Annotated in this window: 17 protein-coding genes; 7 read left to right on the plus strand and 10 right to left on the minus strand. The window is 53.5% G+C overall.

Annotated features, from left to right (window positions below; genetic code table 11):
* Positions 1-38: 38 nt before the first annotated feature.
* A complete protein-coding gene (locus OGY15_RS12505) occupies positions 39-809 on the plus strand; it encodes a YidX family protein (protein ID WP_151216872.1) in 771 nt (256 codons plus the stop codon).
* Between the two features lie 174 nt (positions 810-983).
* Here the strand turns inward: OGY15_RS12505 and glpD are convergent, their stop codons facing one another.
* A complete protein-coding gene (gene glpD, locus OGY15_RS12510; RefSeq protein ID WP_151216871.1) occupies positions 984-2,492 on the minus strand; it encodes a glycerol-3-phosphate dehydrogenase in 1,509 nt (502 codons plus the stop codon).
* A 198-nt stretch (positions 2,493-2,690) separates the two neighbouring features.
* Between glpD and glpE the strand changes: the two genes are divergently transcribed.
* From glpE to OGY15_RS12525, 3 genes are all read left to right on the plus strand, one after another.
* Complete coding sequence (glpE, locus tag OGY15_RS12515; protein ID WP_151216870.1) at positions 2,691-3,017, plus strand: thiosulfate sulfurtransferase GlpE; 327 nt, start codon at positions 2,691-2,693, stop codon at positions 3,015-3,017.
* 75 nt (positions 3,018-3,092) lie between these two features.
* Positions 3,093-3,923 carry a rhomboid family intramembrane serine protease GlpG gene (gene glpG, locus OGY15_RS12520; RefSeq protein ID WP_151224132.1) on the plus strand — a complete coding sequence of 277 codons (831 nt, stop codon included), beginning with the start codon at positions 3,093-3,095 and terminating at the stop codon, positions 3,921-3,923.
* A gap of 161 nt (positions 3,924-4,084) precedes the next feature.
* Positions 4,085-4,843 carry a DeoR/GlpR family transcriptional regulator gene (locus OGY15_RS12525; RefSeq protein WP_151216868.1) on the plus strand — a complete coding sequence of 253 codons (759 nt, stop codon included), beginning with the start codon at positions 4,085-4,087 and terminating at the stop codon, positions 4,841-4,843.
* 41 nt (positions 4,844-4,884) lie between these two features.
* Here the strand turns inward: OGY15_RS12525 and malT are convergent, their stop codons facing one another.
* Complete coding sequence (gene malT / locus OGY15_RS12530; protein ID WP_151216867.1) at positions 4,885-7,590, minus strand: HTH-type transcriptional regulator MalT; 2,706 nt, start codon at positions 7,588-7,590, stop codon at positions 4,885-4,887.
* A 595-nt stretch (positions 7,591-8,185) separates the two neighbouring features.
* Here malT and malP point away from each other — a divergent pair.
* On the plus strand, positions 8,186-10,579 hold the full coding sequence (malP, locus tag OGY15_RS12535; RefSeq protein WP_286539410.1) for a maltodextrin phosphorylase: 2,394 nt from the start codon (positions 8,186-8,188) through the stop codon (positions 10,577-10,579).
* Positions 10,580-10,588: 9 nt separating this feature from the next.
* Positions 10,589-12,676, plus strand: coding sequence for a 4-alpha-glucanotransferase (gene malQ, locus OGY15_RS12540; protein WP_151216865.1), 2,088 nt, complete (start codon positions 10,589-10,591; stop codon positions 12,674-12,676).
* 44 nt (positions 12,677-12,720) lie between these two features.
* Here malQ and gntT read toward each other — a convergent pair whose 3' ends face one another.
* The 3 genes from gntT to gntX all read right to left on the minus strand — a co-directional run bounded on the left by gntT (position 12,721) and on the right by gntX (position 15,670).
* Positions 12,721-14,037, minus strand: a complete 1,317-nt coding sequence (gntT, locus tag OGY15_RS12545) for a gluconate transporter (protein ID WP_003023507.1) — start codon at positions 14,035-14,037, stop codon at positions 12,721-12,723.
* Positions 14,038-14,352: 315 nt separating this feature from the next.
* The gene (gene nfuA, locus OGY15_RS12550) at positions 14,353-14,928 is read right to left on the minus strand and encodes a Fe-S biogenesis protein NfuA (RefSeq protein WP_003023509.1); all 576 of its coding nucleotides are present in this window, start codon (positions 14,926-14,928) and stop codon (positions 14,353-14,355) included.
* A 58-nt stretch (positions 14,929-14,986) separates the two neighbouring features.
* Positions 14,987-15,670: a DNA utilization protein GntX gene (gene gntX / locus OGY15_RS12555; protein ID WP_151216864.1), complete on the minus strand. Its 684-nt coding sequence runs from the start codon at positions 15,668-15,670 to the stop codon at positions 14,987-14,989.
* Between the two features lie 37 nt (positions 15,671-15,707).
* On the opposite strand from gntX, the gene bioH reads away from it, so the two are divergent.
* A complete protein-coding gene (gene bioH, locus OGY15_RS12560; protein ID WP_151216863.1) occupies positions 15,708-16,487 on the plus strand; it encodes a pimeloyl-ACP methyl ester esterase BioH in 780 nt (259 codons plus the stop codon).
* A 96-nt stretch (positions 16,488-16,583) separates the two neighbouring features.
* On the opposite strand, the gene feoC is transcribed toward bioH, so the two are convergent.
* The 5 genes from feoC to greB all read right to left on the minus strand — a co-directional run bounded on the left by feoC (position 16,584) and on the right by greB (position 22,675).
* Entirely contained in the window at positions 16,584-16,820 is a 237-nt protein-coding gene (gene feoC, locus OGY15_RS12565; RefSeq protein ID WP_003023516.1) for a [Fe-S]-dependent transcriptional repressor FeoC, read from the minus strand.
* An 11-nt stretch (positions 16,821-16,831) separates the two neighbouring features.
* Positions 16,832-19,150 carry a Fe(2+) transporter permease subunit FeoB gene (gene feoB / locus OGY15_RS12570; RefSeq protein WP_286539416.1) on the minus strand — a complete coding sequence of 773 codons (2,319 nt, stop codon included), beginning with the start codon at positions 19,148-19,150 and terminating at the stop codon, positions 16,832-16,834.
* Positions 19,151-19,168: 18 nt separating this feature from the next.
* Entirely contained in the window at positions 19,169-19,396 is a 228-nt protein-coding gene (feoA, locus tag OGY15_RS12575) for a ferrous iron transporter A (protein ID WP_003023519.1), read from the minus strand.
* 373 nt (positions 19,397-19,769) lie between these two features.
* Positions 19,770-22,103 carry a Tex family protein gene (locus OGY15_RS12580; protein ID WP_151224128.1) on the minus strand — a complete coding sequence of 778 codons (2,334 nt, stop codon included), beginning with the start codon at positions 22,101-22,103 and terminating at the stop codon, positions 19,770-19,772.
* 98 nt (positions 22,104-22,201) lie between these two features.
* Positions 22,202-22,675, minus strand: coding sequence for a transcription elongation factor GreB (gene greB, locus OGY15_RS12585; protein WP_003023524.1), 474 nt, complete (start codon positions 22,673-22,675; stop codon positions 22,202-22,204).
* Positions 22,676-22,700: the final 25 nt, after the last annotated feature.

Consider the following 22,700-nt stretch of genomic DNA (forward strand, 5'->3'; position numbering starts at 1 on the left):
TACACGGCTGCTAATATAATCTGTTCAGGCAGTAGCGAATGTCGTTACTGCCTTTATTTTTTACTAATGTGCTAGCAATAACAGTTTTGATATTGCAAATCTTATTTAGATGGATTGAAAGTATGAGCAAAGGGAAAAAACACTCGATTAGACAGGCAGCTAGAGGCGTATTGTTGGCTATTGTTAGTACCGGTCTATTATCTGGATGTATGACGATGATGCTTGATGACAGTACTCAGGGAATATCATCCACTTCAAAAAAATGGCGCTCTGATGAGATCAGAGGGTTATCTCTTGCTGAGAATACAAATGGTGAGAAGGGATGGGTCTTTATTGGCAGAAGCTTTGATTACTTGCTGTATAAGGGAGGGGATGAAATTATAAATCTGCTGAATAATAAGAATATTCATCGTGAGCAATTATCAGTAGATGAACATGCTAATTTTGCTATTGATACAAGTAAGAAAAATTTCACTGGTTTGTTAAAAATTAATTATCAGGCTCAGAATGAGGATGATAAAAAACAAATCCTTGAGAAAGGATTCTCATGTATAAAAAATGATTGTCAGCGTACGTATAATGGGCTTGAAGGTACGATCCATAAAAAGAATGTTGAGCAAGACCCTAGAAAAATAATGAAGTTTTATCATCCTTTTACCGTTGAGTTTGTAAAATATCAATACTCTTCAAATCAAGGAAAATGGATTCTGGCCCCTTTTACAGTTGCTCTGGATGTTGTCACTGCGCCACTACAGTTACTGGCATTCAGTATTATTGCTCCTAATTTGGGAAGAATTGGTGGCAAATAACCTTACGTGATAGTGACATATCTGCAACGTTATTTTGCTGTTGAAACCTTTCGCTACCCACCATCCGGCAAAATGCCCGGGGGGGCTTCGCTTGCCCGGCCTACGTTTATGCACTTTTGTAGTTATGCACTTTTGTAGGCCGGATAAGGCGTCAGCCGCCACCCGGCATTTTTATCAGGACGCCAGCGACAGTTGGCGCTTCTCAATGTATTCAGCCAGCCACTGGGTCATGCGCGACTGCTGCTCGGCGTTCAGCCACATCCCTTCTTTCGTACGACGCCACAGCGCATCGTCTGCACGACGAACCCATTCGTGGTCAACCAGATACTTCAGTTCGGCCTCATAGAACTCGTGGCCGAAGTCTTCACCTAACTCGGCAAGCGAGGTGGCTTCGCCGATAATCCATTCGGTATTGCTGCCGTAGGTGCGTGAATAATGGCGCGCCAGCGACTCGGTCAGGAACGGGTAGCGACGGCGCAGTTTGGCCGCGTAATCTTCGCGATCGCCGCCGATGTCTCCGCCTGGGAGAACGCACTCTTTGGTCCACGCCGGACCGATGCCCTGATAGTACGACGCCAGTTTTTCCATCGCGTGCTCAGCCAGCTTACGATAGGTCGTCAGCTTACCGCCAAAGACCGACAGCAGCGGCGCTTTGCCGTTTTCGTCGTGGATATCCAGCGTGTAATCACGGGTGATTGCCTGCGGTGAGTCGGACTCATCGTCGCACAACGGACGCACGCCCGAGTAAGTCCAGACGATATCATCACGGCCCAGTTGTTTCTTAAAGTGTGCGTTGTAGACCTTAAGCAGGTAATTGATTTCACTCTCATCAATTTTCACTGCTTTCGGGTCGCCTTTGTATTCGACGTCAGTCGTCCCGATGATTGAGAATTCGTCCATCCATGGGATGACAAACACAATACGTTTATCTTCGTTTTGCAGAATATAAGCTTGCTTCTGGGTATGGACGCGTGGCACCACGATGTGGCTGCCTTTAATCAGGCGAATACCGTACGGTGATGGCAGATGCATGCCGTCGTCGAAGAACTCTTTCACCCACGGGCCGGTGGCGTTGACCAGGCCACGCGCCTGCCAGGTGTGCTTTTTGCCGGTATCAATATCTTCAGCTTCCACAATCCACAAACCGTTTTCACGGCGAGCGGAAGTGGCACGCGTGCGGGTTAACACCTCTCCGCCTTTACGTACGACCATTTGGGCGTTTGCCAAAACCAGTCGTGCATCGTCTACCCAGCAGTCAGAATATTCGAAACCGCGCACAATCTCAGGTTTCATTACAGAATCCGCGCCAAAACGCAAACCGGTAGAACCTGGTAAACTGGTGCGTTTGCCCAGATGATCGTACATAAACAGACCAATACGAATCATCCACGCCGGACGCAGGTGCGGGCGATGGGGCAGTCGAAAGCGCATCGGGAAGGCGATATGCGGTGCCATTTTCAACAGCACTTCACGCTCGGCCAGCGCTTCACTCACCAGTCGAAATTCATAGTGTTCCAGGTAGCGCAGGCCACCGTGGATGAGTTTGGAGCTGGCGGAAGAGGTGGCACAGGCTAAATCCTGCGCTTCCAGCATCAGCACGGATAAACCGCGTCCAGCGGCATCTGCCGCGATACCGGCACCGTTGATGCCTCCACCTATCACAATCAGATCTTTGGTTTCCATGCTGGCCTCTCGCACTTTCGTTATAGCTCATTAATGTTCGTTATCGAGCATAATAGCAAAGAATTGCGCTATTGGTAACATCGGATAAACAATTTACAGTGATACATATAACATTATGGCGTTTAACTGCCGTCGGGACGTACACTAAGAAGTAACATGTCTGAAAAGCGTCACCTGCAATATTAAGAAGAGAGAGCAATGGATCAGTTTGAATGTATTAATGTCGAAGAAGCGCATCAGAAGCTGAATCAGGGCGCTGCGGTGCTAGTGGATATCCGCGACCCGCAAAGCTATGCGATGGGGCACGCCCCGCAGGCGTTTCATCTGACGAACGACACGCTTGGGTTATTTATGCGTGAGCATGATTTTGACACCACTGTGTTAGTAATGTGTTATCACGGCAACAGCAGTAAAGGCGCGGCGCAATATCTTCTTCAGCAAGGCTATGACGCGGTTTACAGCGTTGACGGCGGCTTCGACGCCTGGCATCGACATTTTCCGGCAGAAGTGGCATACGGTTCGTAAGCTAACAAAGATGCAGCCTGAAACAGGCAGGGTCTATATACTGTCCTCTTTTGTGTGGAATAAGCGACAGCAACCATGTTGATGATTACCTCTTTTGCTAACCCCCGCGTGGCGCAGGCATTTGTTGATTATATGGCGACACAGGGCGTTATCCTGACAATTCAACAACATCAGCAAACGGATGTCTGGCTGGCGGATGAGTCCCAGGCCGAGCGCGTACGCGCCGAACTGGCGCAATTTCTGGAGAACCCGGGCGACCCGCGTTACCTCGCGGCAAGCTGGCAGTCGGGTCATACCGACAGCGGTTTACGCTATCAGCGTTATCCTTTCCTTGCCACATTGCGCGAACGTGCAGGCCCGGTAACCTGGATAGTGATGGCCGCATGCGTGCTGGTGTTTATCGCGATGAACGCGCTGGGCGACCAGGCGGTAATGCTCTGGCTGGCATGGCCGTTTGATCCTTCGCTGAAATTTGAATTCTGGCGTTATTTCACCCACGCTTTTATGCACTTCTCGCTGATGCATATTCTGTTCAACCTGCTGTGGTGGTGGTATCTCGGCGGCGCGGTGGAAAAACGTCTGGGTAGTGGAAAACTGATAGTCATTACCGTGATTAGCGCCCTGCTGAGCGGGTATGTTCAGCAGAAGTTTAGCGGCCCGTGGTTTGGTGGGTTGTCTGGCGTGGTATATGCGCTGATGGGCTACGTGTGGTTGCGCGGCGAGCGCGATCCGCAAAGCGGTATTTTCCTGCAGCGTGGTTTGATTATCTTTGCTTTGATCTGGATTGTTGCCGGCTGGTTTGATGTGTTCGGTATGTCGATGGCGAATGGCGCACATATCGCCGGGCTGGCCGTGGGTCTGGCAATGGCGTTTGCTGATACTATTCATGTGCGAAAACGAACGTAGAAATTCGCCTGTAGGCAATCTTATTTGCCTGTATGAGCCAGGGCAGTGCTCAAAATCCTCACGTACCGTAAGTACGCTGCGGTTTCTGCGCGCTGGCCATGCCCAGACGGCCTGCAACGATAACGCCTGATAGACGAATTCTATATTTTCAGGGAACTATAATGAAACAAACACAACGACATGACGCGATCATCGAACTGGTAAAGAAACAAGGATACGTCAGCACCGAGGAGCTGGTGGAGCATTTTTCCGTCAGCCCACAGACGATTCGCCGCGATCTCAACGATCTGGCCGATCAGAATATGATTTTGCGACATCACGGCGGCGCGGCGCTGCCATCCAGCTCGGTCAATACCCCGTGGCATGACCGTAAAGCGACGCAGACGGCTGAAAAAGAGCGCATTGCCCGCAAAGTCGCCACGCAGATCCCGAACGGCTCGACGCTATTTATTGATATCGGCACAACCCCGGAAGCGGTGGCCCACGCGCTGCTCAGTCACAGCAATTTACGCATTGTGACCAACAACCTCAATGTGGCGAATACTCTGATGGCGAAAGAGGATTTCCGTATTATTCTGGCGGGTGGCGAACTGCGTAGCCGTGACGGCGGTATTATGGGCGAAGCGACCCTCGACTTTATTTCTCAGTTCCGTCTGGATTTCGGCATTTTAGGCATCAGCGGCATCGACAGCGATGGTTCCCTGCTGGAATTTGATTATCACGAAGTCCGCACCAAACGCGCGATTATTGAGAATTCACGCCATGTGATGCTGGTGGTGGATCACTCGAAGTTTGGTCGTAACGCGATGGTGAATATGGGCAGTATCAGCATGGTGGATGCGGTGTATACTGACACGCTACCGCCCGCAGGCGTGATGCAGGTGATCGCTGACCATCATATTCAGTTAGAGCTGTGCTAAGTTAATTACAGGCCTGATTAGCATCGCTCGTCAGGCTCTCACTACACCCCATATCCCATCATCTTCAGCAGCTTCTGCGCATGTTGCACTGCATCCTGGCGATGTGCGACGCCGAGCTTTTGGTACAAATTGCGGATGTGCGTCTTGATAGTCGTTGCCGCGACGGCCAGCTCTCCGGCGATCTGCTCGTTGCTGTAGCCCGAATAAATCAGTCCCAAAACCTGCCATTCGCGCTGGGTCAGCGGGCTGGTGCGGATAAGCTCCGGTACTTCCGGGTGCGTAAGCAGACGCTCAACGAACCCTTCATCGAAGTGGGCGAATTTATGGCGATGGTGCTGGTTAATCTCACGCAAAATGCGTTGGGCGCGATGCTGATCGAGTTCCGGCAGCGTATTGAGCTGAATCAGCTGACGCAGTTGCTGCGCCATAGCCTCACCTTCGATAACAAAGTGACTGATAAACCCGGTGCGGTTCGCCAGCTGTAACGCGTCGAGTAACACGCGCTGTGCGTCATTTTTGCGCCCTGCCTGCCAGTACAACTGATTAAGCAGCAGCAGGTTGCGGTTCAGATCGCTCATCAGGCGCAGATTGCGCGCATTTTCATTCAACTCTTCCAGCACAATCTCAGCCGGTTCAAATTCGCCCAGCAGGATCTGCGCGCGGGCGATGTTGCGCCATTGGCCTTGCAGGAAGTGGTTATTGGCGAATTCCGGTTTCGGCGTGTGGCGCAGCCAGTTGGCGGCTGAATTTTTGTCGCCGACCATTTGCCAGTAAATCACCCGGACTTTATCAGCGTTTGAGATCCAGTCGCTGTGATAGTGGCCATTACCCAGCAGGTTTTCCAGACGGTTGAGCAGGCTACGCGCGTTGTCCAGATCGCCCCGCGCCAGCGAACACTGAACCAGCAGTGCCAGGCACTGTAGCTGCTGCTGCGGCTGGAAAGTGGAAAGCAGTTCAATACCCGAGCGGGCAGACGCTTCCGCTTCGTCCAGGCGAGCCCATGCCCACAGGAGCTGCGCACGGATGCGCACCAGGAACTCGTGCATCGGTAGCTGTTCGAGATGCTGCTCTTTGATCAACTGGAACGCTTTTTCCTGGATTTCCCAGGCGGCCTGCAAAAAGCCCTGGGCAAACAAGATTTCACTTTGCTGAATAAGACTCCACAGGGCGTAATGCCAGACGTCATGATGGCGCGCCATTTGTTCGGTTTGCTGCATCAACGCCAGAGAACGCGTGAGGTCGCCCTTACAGTGCAGAACTTCGCCGTGCACCGAGGTGGCGACGATTCGGCTGTAGAACCAGGCGATGGGTAGCTCATCCAGTGCCAGTTTCGCCAGACGCTCGGCTTCATCAGGATTTCCGTCGTTAATCGCGACCTGCGCTCGCAGGGCGTTAAATTCGGCATGCAGCGTCGGCTCCATGTCGCCTTTCATTTCCTGCTCAGCGCGTGCCAGCAGGGTATTCACCTCGCTGTAGCGGTGCTGGCTTTGCATCAGCCACGCTTGCAGCAGAACCAGACGCGGATTTTCCAGCAGGCTTTCCCATGGCAGCGCTTTCAGGGATTCTTCCAGTAGCGTCAGCTCACTGTGGTTAAACAGTCCCCACGCATGGTTAAGCAGGATATCGCGTAGCATATGGGCATCGCCTGCCGCCAGCGCATGGTGGATAGCTTCGCTGGGAAAACCTTGCGCCATCCAGCTTTCAGCAGCCGCGCGGTGTATTTCGGGCAGTTCGCTCGCCAGTTCCCATTGACAGCGTTGACGTAAAAAGCTGCCAAACAGCGGGTGATAGCTGAACCATTCACCGACGTCATCCATCCGCTGCAGAAATAATCCCTGGCGTTCGATCTCCTCCAGCCGCATCTGGCCATTTTCTTCCCCGGTAACCCGGACGATCAGCGCGTCGTTCATGGAGCGCAGAATGGCGCTTTTCAGCAGGAAGTGACGGGTGCCGAGGTCAACGCTGTCCAGCACTTCATCAACCAGATAATCGGACAAATGGCTGGCGTTTATCCCCGCGAGGCGGCGTGCGGACTGGTGTGCAGAATGGTTGTTCTGGCGGGCGGAGAGGGCAATCAGCTGTAACGCCGTGGCCCAGCCCGCAACGTCGTCGCACATTCGACTGCTTTCCGCTGCTTCGATAGGAGAAGACAAACGGCGATCGAAAAATTGTTTGGCTTCCTGGTGGTTAAACGCCAGTTGCTGGCTGCCTATCTCCAGCAACTGATCGCGTACTCGCAGGTTGGCAATGCCCAACTGTGGGAGATTGCGCGACAACACGACCAGCGTGAGATTTTCAGGCTGGTGACGCAGGAAGAAACGCATCGCTTCGTGGATAGCTGGGTTGGAGATCAGATGATAATCGTCCACCACCAGGTAGAGTGGGCGATGCCACTCGGCCAGTTCAATAAATAGCTGTGCAAACAGTGACGTCAGACTGGCGTATTGGCGCTTTTGCACCATCGCTTCGCTGGTGGTGCAGTGTCCACCGGTTGCCTGCTGAATTGCGGCGATCAGATAGCTGGCAAAACGTTCTTGCTGATTATCGCCTTCATCCAGTGAGTACCAGCCTAAGTCGTTCTTCCCCGCTGCCCATTGTGAGACCAGCGTCGTTTTTCCATAGCCAGCGGGACTTGTTATCAGGGCAAGCCTGAAATTATTCACGCCGGAAAGTTTAGCCAACAGGCGCTCGCGGACCACCGTATGGTCGAGTCGAACCGGACGACTTAATTTAGACGGAATCAACATAAGTTTGTCACTTCACTGTGTGAACATGGGGGAAGAATGATTTTTTTTGCGCTTCGTAATTAATGGGTATAAGGTCGGCCAGATTAATGTTTTATGCAAGCTAAGCGGCCTTTTTGTGTGTCTGATTTTGCACTATGTCACAAATCTATACATCTATTGCAATAATTACTTTAAAGAGTCGCAACAGGCGTGGTGACTGGATCCGTCGCGATTTTTACGATGCGTAAAAACCCCATCTCTTTGCAAGGTTATTCGGCGGGTTAATAAAAATATCCGAATTTTGTGGCCGATTTAAAGTTTTTATGTGAATCATCTTATTCATCACAGGTGTTTCAGGTTAGAAACTATTTCTCTGTTTACACATTGTTTCCCATCGTCACCCCTCTATTTGATATTGTCGATTAATTGCCCGGTAATAAGGGGGACGCCGTGGCACATGGGTGATTACGCTTCCCTTTAAGCGGTGTCGATCACACTTTTATGCTCATCCCCGCTCCTCCTCCCTGCCTAATCCGTGCCAGGATGAGGAATGTCAACAACGAGCCAGGCAAACTAGCGATAACGTTGTTTTATTACCTAAGGATCTGGAACCCCTATGTCACAGCCTACTTTCAACAAAGATCAATTTCAGGCTGCCCTGACGCGTCAGTGGCAGCGCTTCGGTTTACTGTCGGCTCAAGAAATGACGTCGCGCCAGTGGTGGCAGGCAGTGAGTGGGGCGTTGGCTGAGTTACTCAGCGCCCAGCCTGCGGCTAAGCCGGCAAAAAACCAGCGTCATGTTAACTACATCTCGATGGAGTTTTTGATTGGCCGTCTGACCGGCAACAACTTACTCAACCTCGGCTGGTATCAGGGGGTGAGCGATGAGCTTAAAGCGCATGACGTCAACCTGACCGATCTGCTTGAAGAAGAGATCGATCCGGCGTTGGGTAACGGTGGGTTGGGGCGTCTGGCAGCCTGCTTCCTCGATTCGATGGCGACTGTCGGCCAGTCGGCGACGGGTTATGGCCTCAACTATCAATACGGCCTGTTCCGTCAGTCCTTTGCCGATGGGCAGCAGATGGAAGCCCCGGACGACTGGCATCGCGGCAGCTATCCGTGGTTCCGTCACAACGAAGCGCTGGATGTGCAGGTAGGGATTGGCGGCAAGGTCAGCAAACAAGGCCACTGGGACCCGGGATTCATCATCACCGGTCAGGCCTGGGATCTACCGGTTCTCGGCTACCGTAATGGCGTGGCGCAGCCGCTGCGTTTGTGGCAGGCCAGCCACGCGCATCCGTTTAACCTGACAAAATTCAACGACGGTGATTTCCTGCGCGCAGAGCAGCAGGGTATCGACGCCGAAAAACTGACCAAAGTGCTGTATCCTAACGACAACCACACGGCAGGTAAAAAGCTGCGCCTGATGCAGCAGTACTTCCAGTGCGCCTGCTCCGTAGCCGATATTCTGCGCCGCCATCATCTGGCTGGGCGTAAACTTCATGAGCTGGCTGATTTTGAAGTTATCCAGCTCAACGATACTCACCCGACCATCGCTATTCCCGAGCTGTTGCGTGTACTGATTGATGAGCACCAGATGAGCTGGGACGATGCGTGGGCCATCACCAGCAAAACCTTTGCTTATACCAACCATACTCTGATGCCAGAGGCGCTGGAGTGCTGGGACGAGAAGTTGGTGAAAGCGCTACTGCCGCGCCATATGCAAATCATCAAAGAGATTAACGACCGCTTTAAGATGTTGGTCGATAAAACCTGGCCGGGTGATGCTGAAGTCTGGGCGAAGCTGGCGGTGGTACATAACAAACAGGTGCGCATGGCCAACATGTGTGTGGTCAGCGGCTTTGCGGTTAACGGTGTGGCGGCACTGCACTCCGATCTGGTGGTGAAAGATCTGTTCCCGGAATATCACCAACTGTGGCCGAACAAATTCCACAACGTCACTAATGGGATTACCCCACGTCGCTGGATTAAGCAGTGCAACCCGGCGCTTGCCGCGCTGTTGGATAAATCGCTGAAAAAAGAGTGGGCCAACGATCTCGACCAGCTGATTAATCTGGAAAAATACGCCGACGACGCGAAGTTCCGTCAGCAGTATCGTGACATCAAGCTGGCGAACAAAGCGCGTCTGGTGAAGTTTATTAAAGCGCGTACCGGTATTGAAATAACGACTAACGCGATTTTTGATATTCAGATCAAACGCCTGCATGAGTACAAGCGTCAGCACCTGAACCTGCTGCATATTCTGGCGTTGTACAAAGAAATTCGTGAGAACCCGCAGGCCGATCGCGTGCCGCGCGTATTCCTGTTTGGCGCGAAAGCCGCGCCGGGTTACTACCTGGCGAAAAATATCATCTTCGCCATCAATAAGGTGGCGGAAACCATCAATAACGACCCGCAAGTGGGTGACAAGCTGAAAGTCGTGTTCCTGCCGGATTATTGTGTCTCGGCGGCGGAAATGCTGATCCCGGCGGCGGATATCTCCGAGCAGATCTCAACAGCAGGGAAAGAGGCTTCCGGCACCGGCAACATGAAGCTGGCGCTGAACGGTGCCTTAACCGTCGGTACGCTGGATGGTGCAAACGTCGAAATCGCCGAAAAAGTGGGCGACGAGAATATCTTTATCTTTGGTCATACTGTGGAAGAGGTGAAGGCGCTCAAGGCCAAAGGTTACGATCCGGTGAAATGGCGTAAGAAAGACAAAGTACTGGATGCGGTCCTGAAAGAGCTGGAAAGCGGGAAATACAGCGACGGCGACAAACATGCTTTTGACCAGATGCTGCACAGTATCGGCAAGCAGGGCGGCGACCCGTATCTGGTGATGGCAGACTTCGCGGCTTACGTTGAAGCGCAGAAGCAGGTTGACGTGTTGTATCGTGACCAGGAAGCCTGGACCCGGGCGGCGATTCTGAATACTGCCCGTTGCGGCATGTTCAGTTCAGATCGCTCCATCCGCGATTATCAGGCGCGTATCTGGCAGGCGAAACGTTAAGGAATCGCGATGGAAAGCAAACGTCTGGATAATGCCGCGCTGGCGGCGGGGATCAGCCCCAATTACATTAATGCCCACGGTAAACCGCAGTCTATTGGTACCGAAACCAAGCGGCGTTTGCTTGACGCCATGCATCGCACCACCGCCGCCACTCCGGTGGCGGTGACCCCAGTGCCGAATGTCATGGTTTATACCGCCGGTAAGAAAATGCCGCTGGCGGTTGAGGGAAGCGGAGAGTTTACCTGGCTGCTGACTACCGAAGAGGGCGTGCAGCACAAAGGGCATGCTGTCGGTGGTAAATCTTTCAACCTTCCGGCCAGGCTGCCGGAGGGATATCACACGCTGACCTTGACCCAGGGTGAGCTGCGTAGCCATTGTCGCGTCATCGTGGCGCCAAAACGCTGTTATGAACCGCAGGCGCTGTTAGCCGGGCAGAAGCTGTGGGGCGCATGCGTTCAGCTCTACACCTTGCGTTCAGAAAAAAACTGGGGGATTGGCGACTTTGGCGATTTGCGCGCCATGCTGGTGGATGTGGCGCAACGCGGCGGCGCGTTTATCGGGCTCAATCCGATTCATGCGCTGTACCCGGCGAACCCGGAGAGCGCCAGCCCGTACAGCCCGTCGTCACGTCGCTGGCTGAACGTTATTTATATTGATGTTAACGCAGTAGATGATTTCCGCCTGAGTAAAGAGGCGCAGGCCTGGTGGCAGAAACCCGCGACTCAGCAAGCGCTGCAACGCGCGCGCGATAGTGAATGGGTTGATTACTCTACCGTTACCGTCCTGAAGATGACCGCGTTACGTATGGCATGGAAAAATTTCTCTGCACGTGACGATGAGCAGATGGCGGCATTTCGCCAGTTTGTCACTCGGGAGGGAGATAGCCTGTACTGGCAGGCAGCCTTTGACGCGCTGCATGCGCATCAGGTGCAAGAGGATGCATTGCGCTGGGGCTGGCCGGTGTGGCCGCAGGCACTCCAGTCGGTGGACTCACTGGAAGTAAAACGCTTCTGCGAAGCACATCGTGACGATGTGGATTTCTATCTGTGGTTACAGTGGTTGGCGTATACCCAGTTTGCTGACTGCTGGAAAACCAGCCAAAGTTTTGCGATGCCGATTGGACTGTATCGCGATCTGGCGGTTGGTGTGGCCGAAGGCGGGGCGGAAACCTGGTGCGACCGCGAGCTGTATTGCCTGAAAGCCTCGGTTGGCGCTCCGCCGGATATTCTCGGTCCGCTCGGGCAAAACTGGGGGTTGCCGCCGATGGATCCGCACATCATCACGGCACGCGCCTACGAACCGTTTATCGAACTGCTGCGCGCCAATATGCAGAACTGCGGCGCGCTGCGTATCGACCATGTTATGTCGATGCTGCGTCTGTGGTGGATCCCCTACGGTGAAACTGCCGATCACGGCGCTTACGTGCACTATCCGGTCGATGACCTGCTTTCAATTCTGGCGCTGGAAAGTAAACGTCATCATTGCATGGTAATTGGTGAGGATCTGGGTACCGTGCCGGTAGAAATCGTCAGCAAGCTGCGCGACAGCGGCGTGTACTCCTATAAAGTGCTTTATTTTGAGAATGACCATGAGAAAAACTTCCGTGCGCCGAAAGCGTACCCGGAACAATCAATGGCAGTCGCGGCGACGCATGACCTTCCTACGCTTAAAGGTTATTGGGATAGCGGCGATCTGACGCTGGGTAAGGCGCTGGGCCTGTACCCGGATGAGGTTGTGCTGCGTGGGTTGTATCAGGACCGAGAACTGGCGAAGCAGGGGCTGCTGGACGCGTTGCACAAGTACGGCTGTTTGCCAAAACGTGCTGGTCACAAGGCGTCACTGATGTCGATGACGCCGATTCTTAATCGCGGCATGCAACGCTACATCGCTGACAGCAACAGTGCGCTGCTGGGCCTACAACCGGAAGACTGGTTGGATATGGCTGAACCGGTCAACATTCCGGGGACCAGCGACCAGTACAAAAACTGGCGGCGTAAGCTCACCGCTACGCTGGAGCAGATGTTTGCCGATGAGAGAGTGAACAAGCTGATTAAGGATTTGGATAAGCGGCGAAAAGCGGCCGCGAAGAAGAAGTAAAAAAGCCGGGGATTCCCCGGCTTTTTTGTCTGAAACGTGTGTTGTTAAACTACCATACCCAGCAGCAGACACCCTACCAGGCCGCAGACGGAGATAATGGTTTCCAGCATTGACCATGACTTGATGGTTTCACCGATAGTCAGGTTGAAGTACTCCTTGAACAGCCAGAAGCCTGGATCGTTCACGTGGGAGAAGATGACCGAACCGGAACCCACCGCAATAACCATTAGCTCAGGGCTTACGCCGGTCGTTGCAATCAGTGGTGCCACAATCCCGCCTGCGGTGATTGCTGCAACAGTTGCAGAACCCAGTGCGATACGCAGGACCGCCGCGATAGACCATGCCATCAGCAGTGGAGACACGTTAGAGCCGTGCATCATTGATGCAATGTATTTGTCCACGCCGCTATCAACCAGGACCTGTTTGAAGGCACCGCCGCCGCCGATGATCAACAGCATCATCGCAATGATTTTGATTGAGGACACCAGCGTGTCGTTAATCTGATCCATCGAACGTCCACGGTTCAGACCAAACGTGAACATCGCAATCAGCACCGCGATAAGCGTTGCCATAACCGGGTCACCGAGGAATTCTGCAACCGTCAGGAAAGCATGACCTTTCGGCAGAATCATCTCCGCCACGGCACGCATCGCCATCAGGATCACCGGTACCAGAGAGGTCCAAACGCTGACGCCAAAGCCAGGCATCTCTTCTTCAGTGAAGGTTTTTGCGCTGTACAGACCTTCCGGGATCGGCTTGTCGATACCTTTCAGGAAACGTGCGTATACCGGACCGGCGAGAATAACGGTCGGGATTGCCAGAATCGTACCAAACAGCAGGGTTTTGCCCATATCTGCATGGAAAATAGTGGCGATAGCAGTCGGACCCGGGTGCGGTGGCAGGAAGCCGTGCGTTACGGACAGCGCCGCAGCCATCGGCACGCCAACGTACAACAGCGGGATGTTGGCAGCTGCGGCAATGGTGAACACCAGCGGCAGCATCAGTACGAAACCAACTTCGTAGAACAAGGCAAAACCAACGGTGAAGCCGGTTAATACCACCGCCCACTGAATATGTTTTTTGCCGAATTTAGCAATCAGGGTGGTTGCGATGCGCTGTGCGCCGCCGCAGTCCGCCAGCATTTTGCCCAGCATGGCGCCAAAACCCATAATCAGGGCGAGGCTGCCAAGGGTTCCGCCGACGCCGGCTTTAATCGAACCGATGACTTTATCCAGTGGCATCCCTTGCATCAATCCGACAGCAAGCGCCACCAGGACGAGAGCGATGAAACCGTTCATTTTGAAACGGATCATCAGGAGGAGTAACAAGATTACACCGATAGCAACGATGACTAATGGCATGATTTACCTGGCCTTAACTTTGTTATGGGTAACGTCAGTGTTTAGATGACAAATTCCGATTGTCCCGACCGGGAACAGAGTATTCTCAGCACCAATGCTGGTTGCCTGCAAAACTAATCAGTTTAGCGGACTATTATGTGTGTGTTAGGTGCTGATACGAATGATACGGGTAACATATGGCGCTTGAAAATCACCTGGGCAGGCAAAATTTAAATTATGAGAGGCTGGTCAAATTATGAGGGAGATTGTTGCAGGAGATATGCGAAGAATTTTCGACCCGGCAGGGATTAGGCTACCGGGCAAATACAGACGGGCTTAGTAGTAAGAGTGTTCGCCACGCTGGTGTTCGGTTAAATCGCGAACGCCTTTCAGTTCAGGGAATTCAGCCAGCAGCTGCTTCTCGATACCTTCTTTCAGCGTCACATCGACCATTGAACAGCCGTTACAGCCGCCGCCAAACTGCAGAATGGCGTAGCCTTCATCGGTGATTTCCATCAGTGAGACGCGACCGCCATGGCCTGCCAGCTGTGGATTGATCTGTGATTGCAGCATGTACTCCACGCGTTCCATCAGCGGTGCATCATCGGCCACTTTACGCATTTTGGCGTTTGGTGCCTTCAGCGTCAGCTGGGAGCCTAACTGGTCGGTAACGAAATCGATTTCTGCATCTTCCAGATACGGTGCGCTCAGTTCATCAACATATGCGGTCAGCAGGTCAAATTTAATGGCGGTGTCGGTTGCTTCCACGGCGTCCGGCGGACAATAAGAAACGCCGCATTCAGCGTTAGGCGTGCCGGGATTAATCACAAATACGCGGATTTGTGTCCCTTCTTCCTGATTTGCCAGCAGTTTGGCAAAGTGCGCTTGTGCAGCATCGGAAATATGGATCATAGTAATGGCCTAATAGTTGACTATTTTACTTGGTTATAATACGCCCATCATCGAGGCTCTACAAGGTTCGACACAGGCACCATACCTGGACAGTCGCGGCGCCGTTGCGTAAAAGCAGCTGCGCGATTTCCGCGACGGTACTTCCGGTAGTGACGACATCATCCACAATAACCATATGGAGTCCCTGCACCGGCAATTCAAGGCGAAAGGCGTTTTTCAGGTTACGTTTACGCAATCGGGCGCTGAGATGGTGCTGCGTGGCGGTTGCCCGAACCCGCGAGATGGTCCGGCTGTCCCAGTCGCAACCCAGCCAGTGCGCCAGTGGGCGACACAGCAATTCGCTCTGATTAAACCCCCTGCGCCAGTGCCGTCGTTGCCAGAGCGGGACGCTGACGAGCCTGTCTGGCAGGGGAAGACCGCTGACGCGCCGGGCCTGTAATACCTCCAGCAACAGCAAACGTGAAAGGGCGGAGGCCATTTCACTGCGTCGCGAAAACTTGAACTGGTGGATAAGTCCGCTCAACGGCGGAAGATAGTCGCTGATGGTGACCAGGCGCTGCCACGGTGGGGGTTTTTGCAAGCAACGTCCGCAGGGAACGACGGCGTGGGCGGCAGGGAGTCCGCATTGAGGGCAAAGGCTGACGTGCTGACGCGTTGCCCGTGCGCAGACTGAACAGATCCCCCAATGCCCTAACGTCAGGGGCATTCGGCATAGCCAGCACAATCCCGGTACTGTTAGCATAGAAACATCCTGTTAGGCTAAAAGAGAACAATAACTGATGAATGACATCTGGTGGCAGACCCAGGGTTCGGGAAATTGCCATCTTGTGCTGCTGCACGGATGGGGACTGAATGCGCAAGTGTGGCATTGCATAAGCGAGGAACTGAGCTCGCATTTCACGCTGCATCTTGTCGACTTACCGGGATTTGGCCGCAGCCAGGGTTTCGGCGCGATGTCGCTGGAAGAGATGGCTGAGCGGGTATTAAAACAGGCGCCGGAGAACGCTATCTGGCTCGGCTGGAGTCTGGGGGGGTTGGTTGCAAGCCAGGTGGCGTTAACTCATTCTGAGCGTGTTCAGGCGTTGGTGACCGTGGCGTCATCCCCTTGCTTTAGCGCGCGTGAGGAGTGGCCGGGCATCAAGCCAGAAGTGCTGGCCGGTTTCCAGCAGCAACTGAGTGAAGATTTCCAGCGTACGGTGGAGCGTTTTTTGGCGTTGCAAACGATGGGCACGGAAACCGCCCGTCAGGATGCGCGAGCGCTGAAGAAAACGGTACTGGCTTTACCCATGCCGGATGTTGAGGTACTTAATGGCGGGCTGGAGATCCTGAAAACGGTCGATTTGCGTGAGCCATTGTGCTCGGTGGAAATGCCTTTCCTGCGGTTGTACGGCTATCTCGATGGACTGGTTCCGCGCAAAGTCGTCCCGATGCTCGATGCCCTGTGGCCACAGAGCGAGTCGTTGGTGTTTGCCAAAGCGGCGCATGCACCGTTTATCTCGCATCCTGCCGAGTTTTGCGCAGCGCTGGTGGCGTTAAAACAGAAACTGAATTGTTTCTAAAGTAACGGATATCTGCATAAACGAGTTATCCGGCCTGAACATTTGCAGTTTTTTGTAGGCCGGATTAGCGTAGCGCCATCCGGCAGGAGCGGCAAATTAACGCAAGGCCCACCATTCGCGCAGGCAGGCTTTACCTTCCGGGCAACTTTTGCAGCTTCCGGAAAGACACCCGTCGGCATCCTCCTGAATCCGCACCGCTTTGCCCATTTTTTCTAACTGATTCAGCATGGCGTCAATCATAGGCTGTGGGGTATGTAGCGTGTGGCTAATTTGTGTTGCCTCCATGCGCCCCCGCAAAGCCAATAAATCACGAACCTGAATTAGTGATGCCATTGTCGATAACCTTAGTGGCAATCGCCAGTTGTGCTGGAACAGCAGGAACTCGCCGTTCTGTTGGTTGCCAGCAGGGCGAGGTCCACGCGGCTACGAGCTCGACGCAGCAGGCCCAGTAACACGATGTTAAACAGGATGACCGCTAAAATGCACACCAGACTGTAGGTCGGGTGCTCTTTGTAGCTGACCGTCTGATAAAACAGCGTCGACAGAGAGTAGGCGATATTCAGGCCCCACAGAATCGAGAAGCCCATCCAGCCACGGCTGGATTCACGTGCGATAGCGCCCATAACTGAAATGCACGGCACATACAGCAAAACAAAGATCAGGTAGCTGTACGCGGCGGCGGCGCTGCCAAATTTCTCGCCCATCACGCCCATTGCGCCGGTAGCCATTTCACCGTCGCCCTTGCTGGCTTCGATAGGGTTAGCCAGCACGCTCAGGCTAAAGGTGTCTTTCAGGCTTTGCCAGGTTTCATCCACTGCGCCGAGCAGCTCGTCAGCGAGGTGGAAATCTGCCGGATTGAACTCTTCTTCCTGAATGTTTTCTGCGGTATAGAGCGTGTTCAGCGTACCAACGACCACTTCTTTTGCCATCGCGCCGGTGAACAAACCTACGGTTGCCTGCCAGTTATCTTCGTGAACGCCAATCGGTTTAAACACGGGAGTAATAACACGGCTAACGGAGGCCAGAGCAGAGTCGTTGATGTTATCGACGATTTTCCCGCTCAGTGAGAAACTGTTAAACGCGCTGAGGAAAATGCTGACGATGATGATGACTTTACCCGCACGCAGAACGAAGCCTTTCAGGCGTTGCCAGGTCTGAATGATCAGACTCTTGATGTGCGGCACGTGGTATACCGGCAGCTCCATCACGAACGGCGTTGCTTCACCACGCATAATAGTGTGTTTGAGCATCAGGCCCGTCAACACCGCCATCACGATACCCAGTACGTACAGCGAGAAGACCGCCAGTGCGCCGTTCTGACCAAAGAACGCCGCGGCAAAGACGGCGAAAATCGCCAGACGTGCGCCGCAGGACATAAACGGCGCCATCATGATGGTCATCAGACGCTCACGCGGGGCGTCCAGCGTACGTGCGCCCATCACTGACGGTACGTTACAGCCAAAGCCGACGATCAGCGGGACGAACGACTTGCCCGGCAGTCCCAGCGCCTGCATCAGACGGTCCATCACAAACGCGGCGCGTGCCATGTAACCGGAGTCTTCAAGGAAGGAGAGGAACAGGTACATCATGCCGATTTGCGGTACCAGCGGCAGCACAGTGTTAATCCCGCCGCCAAGCCCCTGGGCCAGGAAGATAGTGAGCCAGTCCGGGAAGTGCAGCGTGTAGCCAATCCACTGAATACCATGGATAAAGAGCGCTACGGAGCCGACGTCAAACAACGGTTGCAGCGCGCCGCCAATGTTAATGGCGAGCAGGAACATCAGGTACATCACGAACAGGAAAATCGGCAGCCCGAGGAAGCGGTTGAGAACGATTTTATCTACTGCGGTGGTGAATCGGCTTGGCTCTGCCGTCAAGGTATTGCTTACGGTATCGCAGATAGCGGCAATGCACTGATAGCGCGCATCGGCGATATGCAGCGCCGGATCGTCCATTGTTTCGCTCAGGCGTGCGATGGAGGCATCGAGATTTTGCGCGGCATCACCCGCGTAGGCGCGGCTGTAGATATCGCCTTCCAGCATCTGCAGGCCCAGCCAGCGGCGCTGTTGTAGCGGCATATCTTTGGCCATCGCGTCGGCGAGAGAGTCCGCTTCCTGCAGCAGCGGCTGGGCATAATGGACCAGCTCGACGGTGTCGTTTTCTTTGTAGCGGTCGATCGCCAGCTTCAGCGCTTCTATGCCGCGGGCGCGGGTGGAAACCAGCGGAACCACCGGGCAGCCAAGACGCGCTGAGAGGGCGTCTATATCGATACGGATTTGCTGCTTTTCAGCGATATCCAGCATATTCAACGCGACGATGCAGGGGATGCCCAGCTCAAGCAGTTGCAACGTCAGATAGAGATTGCGTTCAAGGTTTGACGCATCGACCACGTTGATCAACAGATCTGCGTCGCCGCTCAAAATATAGTGACAGGCAATCTGCTCATCGAGAGAAGTCTGAGATGAGATTGTCGTCAGAGAATAGGTGCCGGGTAAATCCACCAGCGTGACCTGATGGTCCGTTGTGGCGAAATGACCTTCTTTACGCTCAACGGTAACGCCAGCCCAGTTACCTACACGCTGGCGCGCGCCGGTGAGCTGGTTGAATAAGGTTGTCTTGCCGGAATTAGGATTACCAATTAAACCAATGGTTAGTTTTTTCATTTTTATAGACTCACTGTATTAACAGGAAACCGCTTCCACTTCTAATAACGCCAGATCTTTCTTACGCAATACCAGACTTACACGACGCGTTTCGATATGGATAGGATCGCCGAGCGGGGCGACGCGTACCACGTTGAAGGAGGAGCCGGGCAGCATGCCAAGTGACAACAGTTTCTGACGATAAGCCGGGCTGATTTCACGGGCAAAACCGGTAATTTTCCACGCACTGTCAGGAGTGAATTGCATAGGGACCTACTTATATCTCGCTAACTGGATGATTACCTCATGGGGCGACAGGGCGGCATGAGACCAGATGATTAGCCAACGTAAGGAAAGAGTAAATAATCAACAGAACAATGATAATGAGAATGGTTTCTATCATCAATAGAATAAATGTGACGGAATGTAGAATTGAACAATAATTTGAGCCAATTTTGATATTTCTCAACATTTATTCCGCTTTGGAATGAATGTTTCTGCAGTGTCATTATTGACTTTCTTAATGTGTAATTAAGGTTTTATTTGTTAACGAAATGATAAATATAAGGAGGGAAGAGAAAATAATATATTAAATATGCCGGACAGAGGTTTACACTGCCATCCGGCACACGATCCAAACTTAGCGTTTTTTACCCATTGCCGCCGCCAGCGCATCCATCATGGCGCTGTTGCCCGCAGGCTGTGCGTCACGACCGCGAGGTTTCGCGGCTTTGGGGGCCGAGCGATTAGCCTGAGCGCGATCGTTGTTCCCACCGCCGCGACGCGCATTGGTTTCACCCGGTTGCTCGTCCAAACGCATGGTCAGCGCGATACGCTTGCGTTGCAGGTCAACTTCCAGCACTTTCACCTTCACAATATCGCCCGCTTTCACCACGGTGTGCGGATCGTCGACGAACTTATTCGACAATGAAGAGATATGCACCAGACCGTCCTGATGAACACCAATATCAACAAACGCGCCGAAGTTGGTGACGTTGGTGACTGCCCCTTCCAGAATCATCCCCGGCAGCAGGTCATTCATGGTTTCTACGCCATCAGCAAACTGTGCGGTTTTAAATTCAGGACGCGGGTCGCGGCCCGGTTTTTCCAGCTCTTTAATGATGTCGGTGACGGTCGGCACCCCGAAACGTTCATCGGTAAAATCGGCAGCTTTCAGATTGCGCAGTTCGTTGCTATTACCCATCAGGTCACGCAACGATTGCTCGGTGGCGGCCAGAATGCGTTCCACAATCGGGTAGGCTTCCGGGTGAACGGTGGAGGCATCCAGTGGGTTATCGCCATGATTGATACGCAGGAAGCCCGCGCATTGTTCAAAGGCTTTAGGCCCCAGACGGCTGACTTTCAGCAACTGCTGACGGTTCTGGAACTGACCGTTCTCATCGCGCCAGGCGACGATGTTTTGCGCCATCATGCGCGTCAGACCGGCAACGCGGGTTAACAACGGTACGGAGGCGGTATTGAGATCGACGCCGACGGCGTTCACGCAGTCTTCCACCACCGCATCCAGCTTACGTGCCAGCTGCGTCTGGCTAACGTCGTGCTGATATTGGCCCACGCCGATCGATTTAGGATCGATTTTCACCAACTCTGCAAGTGGATCCTGCAGACGACGGGCGATGGACACCGCGCCACGCAATGAAACGTCGAGATCCGGGAACTCCTGCGCCGCCAGCTCGGAAGCTGAGTAAACCGATGCCCCGGCTTCGCTGACGATCACTTTCTGCGCGGTGACTTTCGGGAACTGTTTCTGCATGTCGAGGAAGAAACGCTCGGTTTCGCGTGACGCCGTGCCGTTACCAATCGCTACCAGCTCAACGTGGTATTTTTCGCACAGCGTCGCCACCGCAACGGCAGCTTTGGCGGCCTGACCGGTGTGTGGATAAATGGTGTCGGTCGCGACCAGCTTGCCGGTGCCGTCAACAACTGCCACCTTCACACCGGTACGCAGGCCGGGATCGAGTCCCATGGTGGCACGCAGACCCGCAGGCGCGGCCATCAGCAGATCGTGCAGATTACGGGCGAAGACGTTAATAGCTTCGTCTTCGGCGCGCTCACGCACGGTGCCCATCAGCTCGGTTTCGAGGTGCATCAGCACCTTAATACGCCAGGTCCAACTGACCACGCCTTTACGCCAGCTGTCGGCAGGTGCGTTGTTCAGGCGTAATCCCAGGTGGTCCTGGATAATCTGTTCGCCGTGGCTTTCTTTTGGCGGCTCATCGAATTGCGGATCGGCATTCAGCGAAAGCTGTAGCACACCTTCGTTACGGCCACGGAACATGGCCAGCGCACGGTGGGATGGCACGGTAGAGATCGGTTCGTGATGATCGAAGTAGTCGCGGAACTTCGCGCCTTCCTCTTCTTTTCCGCTTACCACAGTGGAGACCAGATGGGCGTTTTTCCACAAGTAATCACGTACTTTCGCCAGCAGTGCAGCGTCTTCAGCAAAGCGTTCCATCAGAATATAGCGTGCGCCGTCGAGGGCGGCTTTGGTATCCGCCACGCCGTTTTCGGCGTTGAGATACTTTGCGGCTTCGGTTTCCGGGTCGTGGGACGGTTCGTTCCACAGCAGGTCAGCCAGCGGCTCAAGGCCTGCTTCAATGGCGATTTGCCCACGGGTGCGACGCTTAGGTTTGTACGGCAGATAGAGATCTTCGAGTTCGGTCTTACTTAACGTGCCGTTGATCGCTTTCGCCAGATCGTCGGTCAGTTTGCCTTGCTCGCCGATAGATTTCAGGATTGCCTGACGGCGGTCTTCCAGTTCACGCAGATATCCCAGACGGGTTTCCAGATTACGCAGTTGCGTATCATCCAGACCGCCGGTGATTTCCTTACGATAACGTGCGATAAACGGCACGGTGTTCCCTTCGTCAAGCAGGCGAACGGCAGCTTCTACCTGTTCAGCACGAGCCTGAATTTCACCTGCGATAATGCGGCAGAAAGAATCATTCATCATGGATAGCTTCGTCTATAGGATAAAAAATCAGGGGATAGTTATACGGATTGACTGGCAAAAATGCCAGTCATCTACCGGGGCTTCGGATTGTTCCGGTCTCACTTAACGTATTCAATCTCGTTCACGTACCAGCTGGCTTCTCCGCCTGGAGTGTTTACCACAGCAAGATCGCCGACCTCTTTTTTCAGCAGCGCCCGCGCCATTGGCGAGTCGATAGAGATGTAATCTTTCCGGCCGAAGATCTCGTCGTAACCGACAATGCGGAATTTGCGGATGTCGCCATCGTCATTTTCAATCTCAACCCATGCGCCAAAGAAGACTTTACCCTCCTGCTGTGGGGAGTAATCGACGATTTTCAGATTCTCCATGCACTTCGTCAAATATCGGACACGGCGATCGATCTCACGCAGGCGCTTTTTATTATACTGGTAGTCGGCATTTTCGCTGCGGTCACCCAGACTTGCAGCCCAGGTAACCTTTTTGGTGACTTCCGGGCGCTCTTCACGCCAGAGATAATTCAGCTCTTGTTTGAGTTTTTCATACCCTTCACGGGTTATCAGGGGCGTTTTCATCTTATTGTTTTACCTTCGACTCTGT

Source organism: Citrobacter sp. Cu231, assembly GCF_030332265.1.
Classification (GTDB): Bacteria; Pseudomonadota; Gammaproteobacteria; order Enterobacterales; family Enterobacteriaceae; genus Citrobacter; species Citrobacter meridianamericanus.

What these genes read in the sequence shown, in the direction of transcription:
- OGY15_RS12505 (WP_151216872.1), top strand. Translation starts at nt 39, where the DNA reads ATGTCGTTACTGCCTTTATTTTTTACTAATGTGCTAGCAATAACAGTT.
- glpD (WP_151216871.1), bottom strand. Translation starts at nt 2,492, where the DNA reads ATGGAAACCAAAGATCTGATTGTGATAGGTGGAGGCATCAACGGTGCC.
- glpE (WP_151216870.1), top strand. Translation starts at nt 2,691, where the DNA reads ATGGATCAGTTTGAATGTATTAATGTCGAAGAAGCGCATCAGAAGCTG.
- glpG (WP_151224132.1), top strand. Translation starts at nt 3,093, where the DNA reads ATGTTGATGATTACCTCTTTTGCTAACCCCCGCGTGGCGCAGGCATTT.
- OGY15_RS12525 (WP_151216868.1), top strand. Translation starts at nt 4,085, where the DNA reads ATGAAACAAACACAACGACATGACGCGATCATCGAACTGGTAAAGAAA.
- malT (WP_151216867.1), bottom strand. Translation starts at nt 7,590, where the DNA reads ATGTTGATTCCGTCTAAATTAAGTCGTCCGGTTCGACTCGACCATACG.
- malP (WP_286539410.1), top strand. Translation starts at nt 8,186, where the DNA reads ATGTCACAGCCTACTTTCAACAAAGATCAATTTCAGGCTGCCCTGACG.
- malQ (WP_151216865.1), top strand. Translation starts at nt 10,589, where the DNA reads ATGGAAAGCAAACGTCTGGATAATGCCGCGCTGGCGGCGGGGATCAGC.
- gntT (WP_003023507.1), bottom strand. Translation starts at nt 14,037, where the DNA reads ATGCCATTAGTCATCGTTGCTATCGGTGTAATCTTGTTACTCCTCCTG.
- nfuA (WP_003023509.1), bottom strand. Translation starts at nt 14,928, where the DNA reads ATGATCCATATTTCCGATGCTGCACAAGCGCACTTTGCCAAACTGCTG.
- gntX (WP_151216864.1), bottom strand. Translation starts at nt 15,670, where the DNA reads ATGCTAACAGTACCGGGATTGTGCTGGCTATGCCGAATGCCCCTGACG.
- bioH (WP_151216863.1), top strand. Translation starts at nt 15,708, where the DNA reads ATGAATGACATCTGGTGGCAGACCCAGGGTTCGGGAAATTGCCATCTT.
- feoC (WP_003023516.1), bottom strand. Translation starts at nt 16,820, where the DNA reads ATGGCATCACTAATTCAGGTTCGTGATTTATTGGCTTTGCGGGGGCGC.
- feoB (WP_286539416.1), bottom strand. Translation starts at nt 19,150, where the DNA reads ATGAAAAAACTAACCATTGGTTTAATTGGTAATCCTAATTCCGGCAAG.
- feoA (WP_003023519.1), bottom strand. Translation starts at nt 19,396, where the DNA reads ATGCAATTCACTCCTGACAGTGCGTGGAAAATTACCGGTTTTGCCCGT.
- OGY15_RS12580 (WP_151224128.1), bottom strand. Translation starts at nt 22,103, where the DNA reads ATGATGAATGATTCTTTCTGCCGCATTATCGCAGGTGAAATTCAGGCT.
- greB (WP_003023524.1), bottom strand. Translation starts at nt 22,675, where the DNA reads ATGAAAACGCCCCTGATAACCCGTGAAGGGTATGAAAAACTCAAACAA.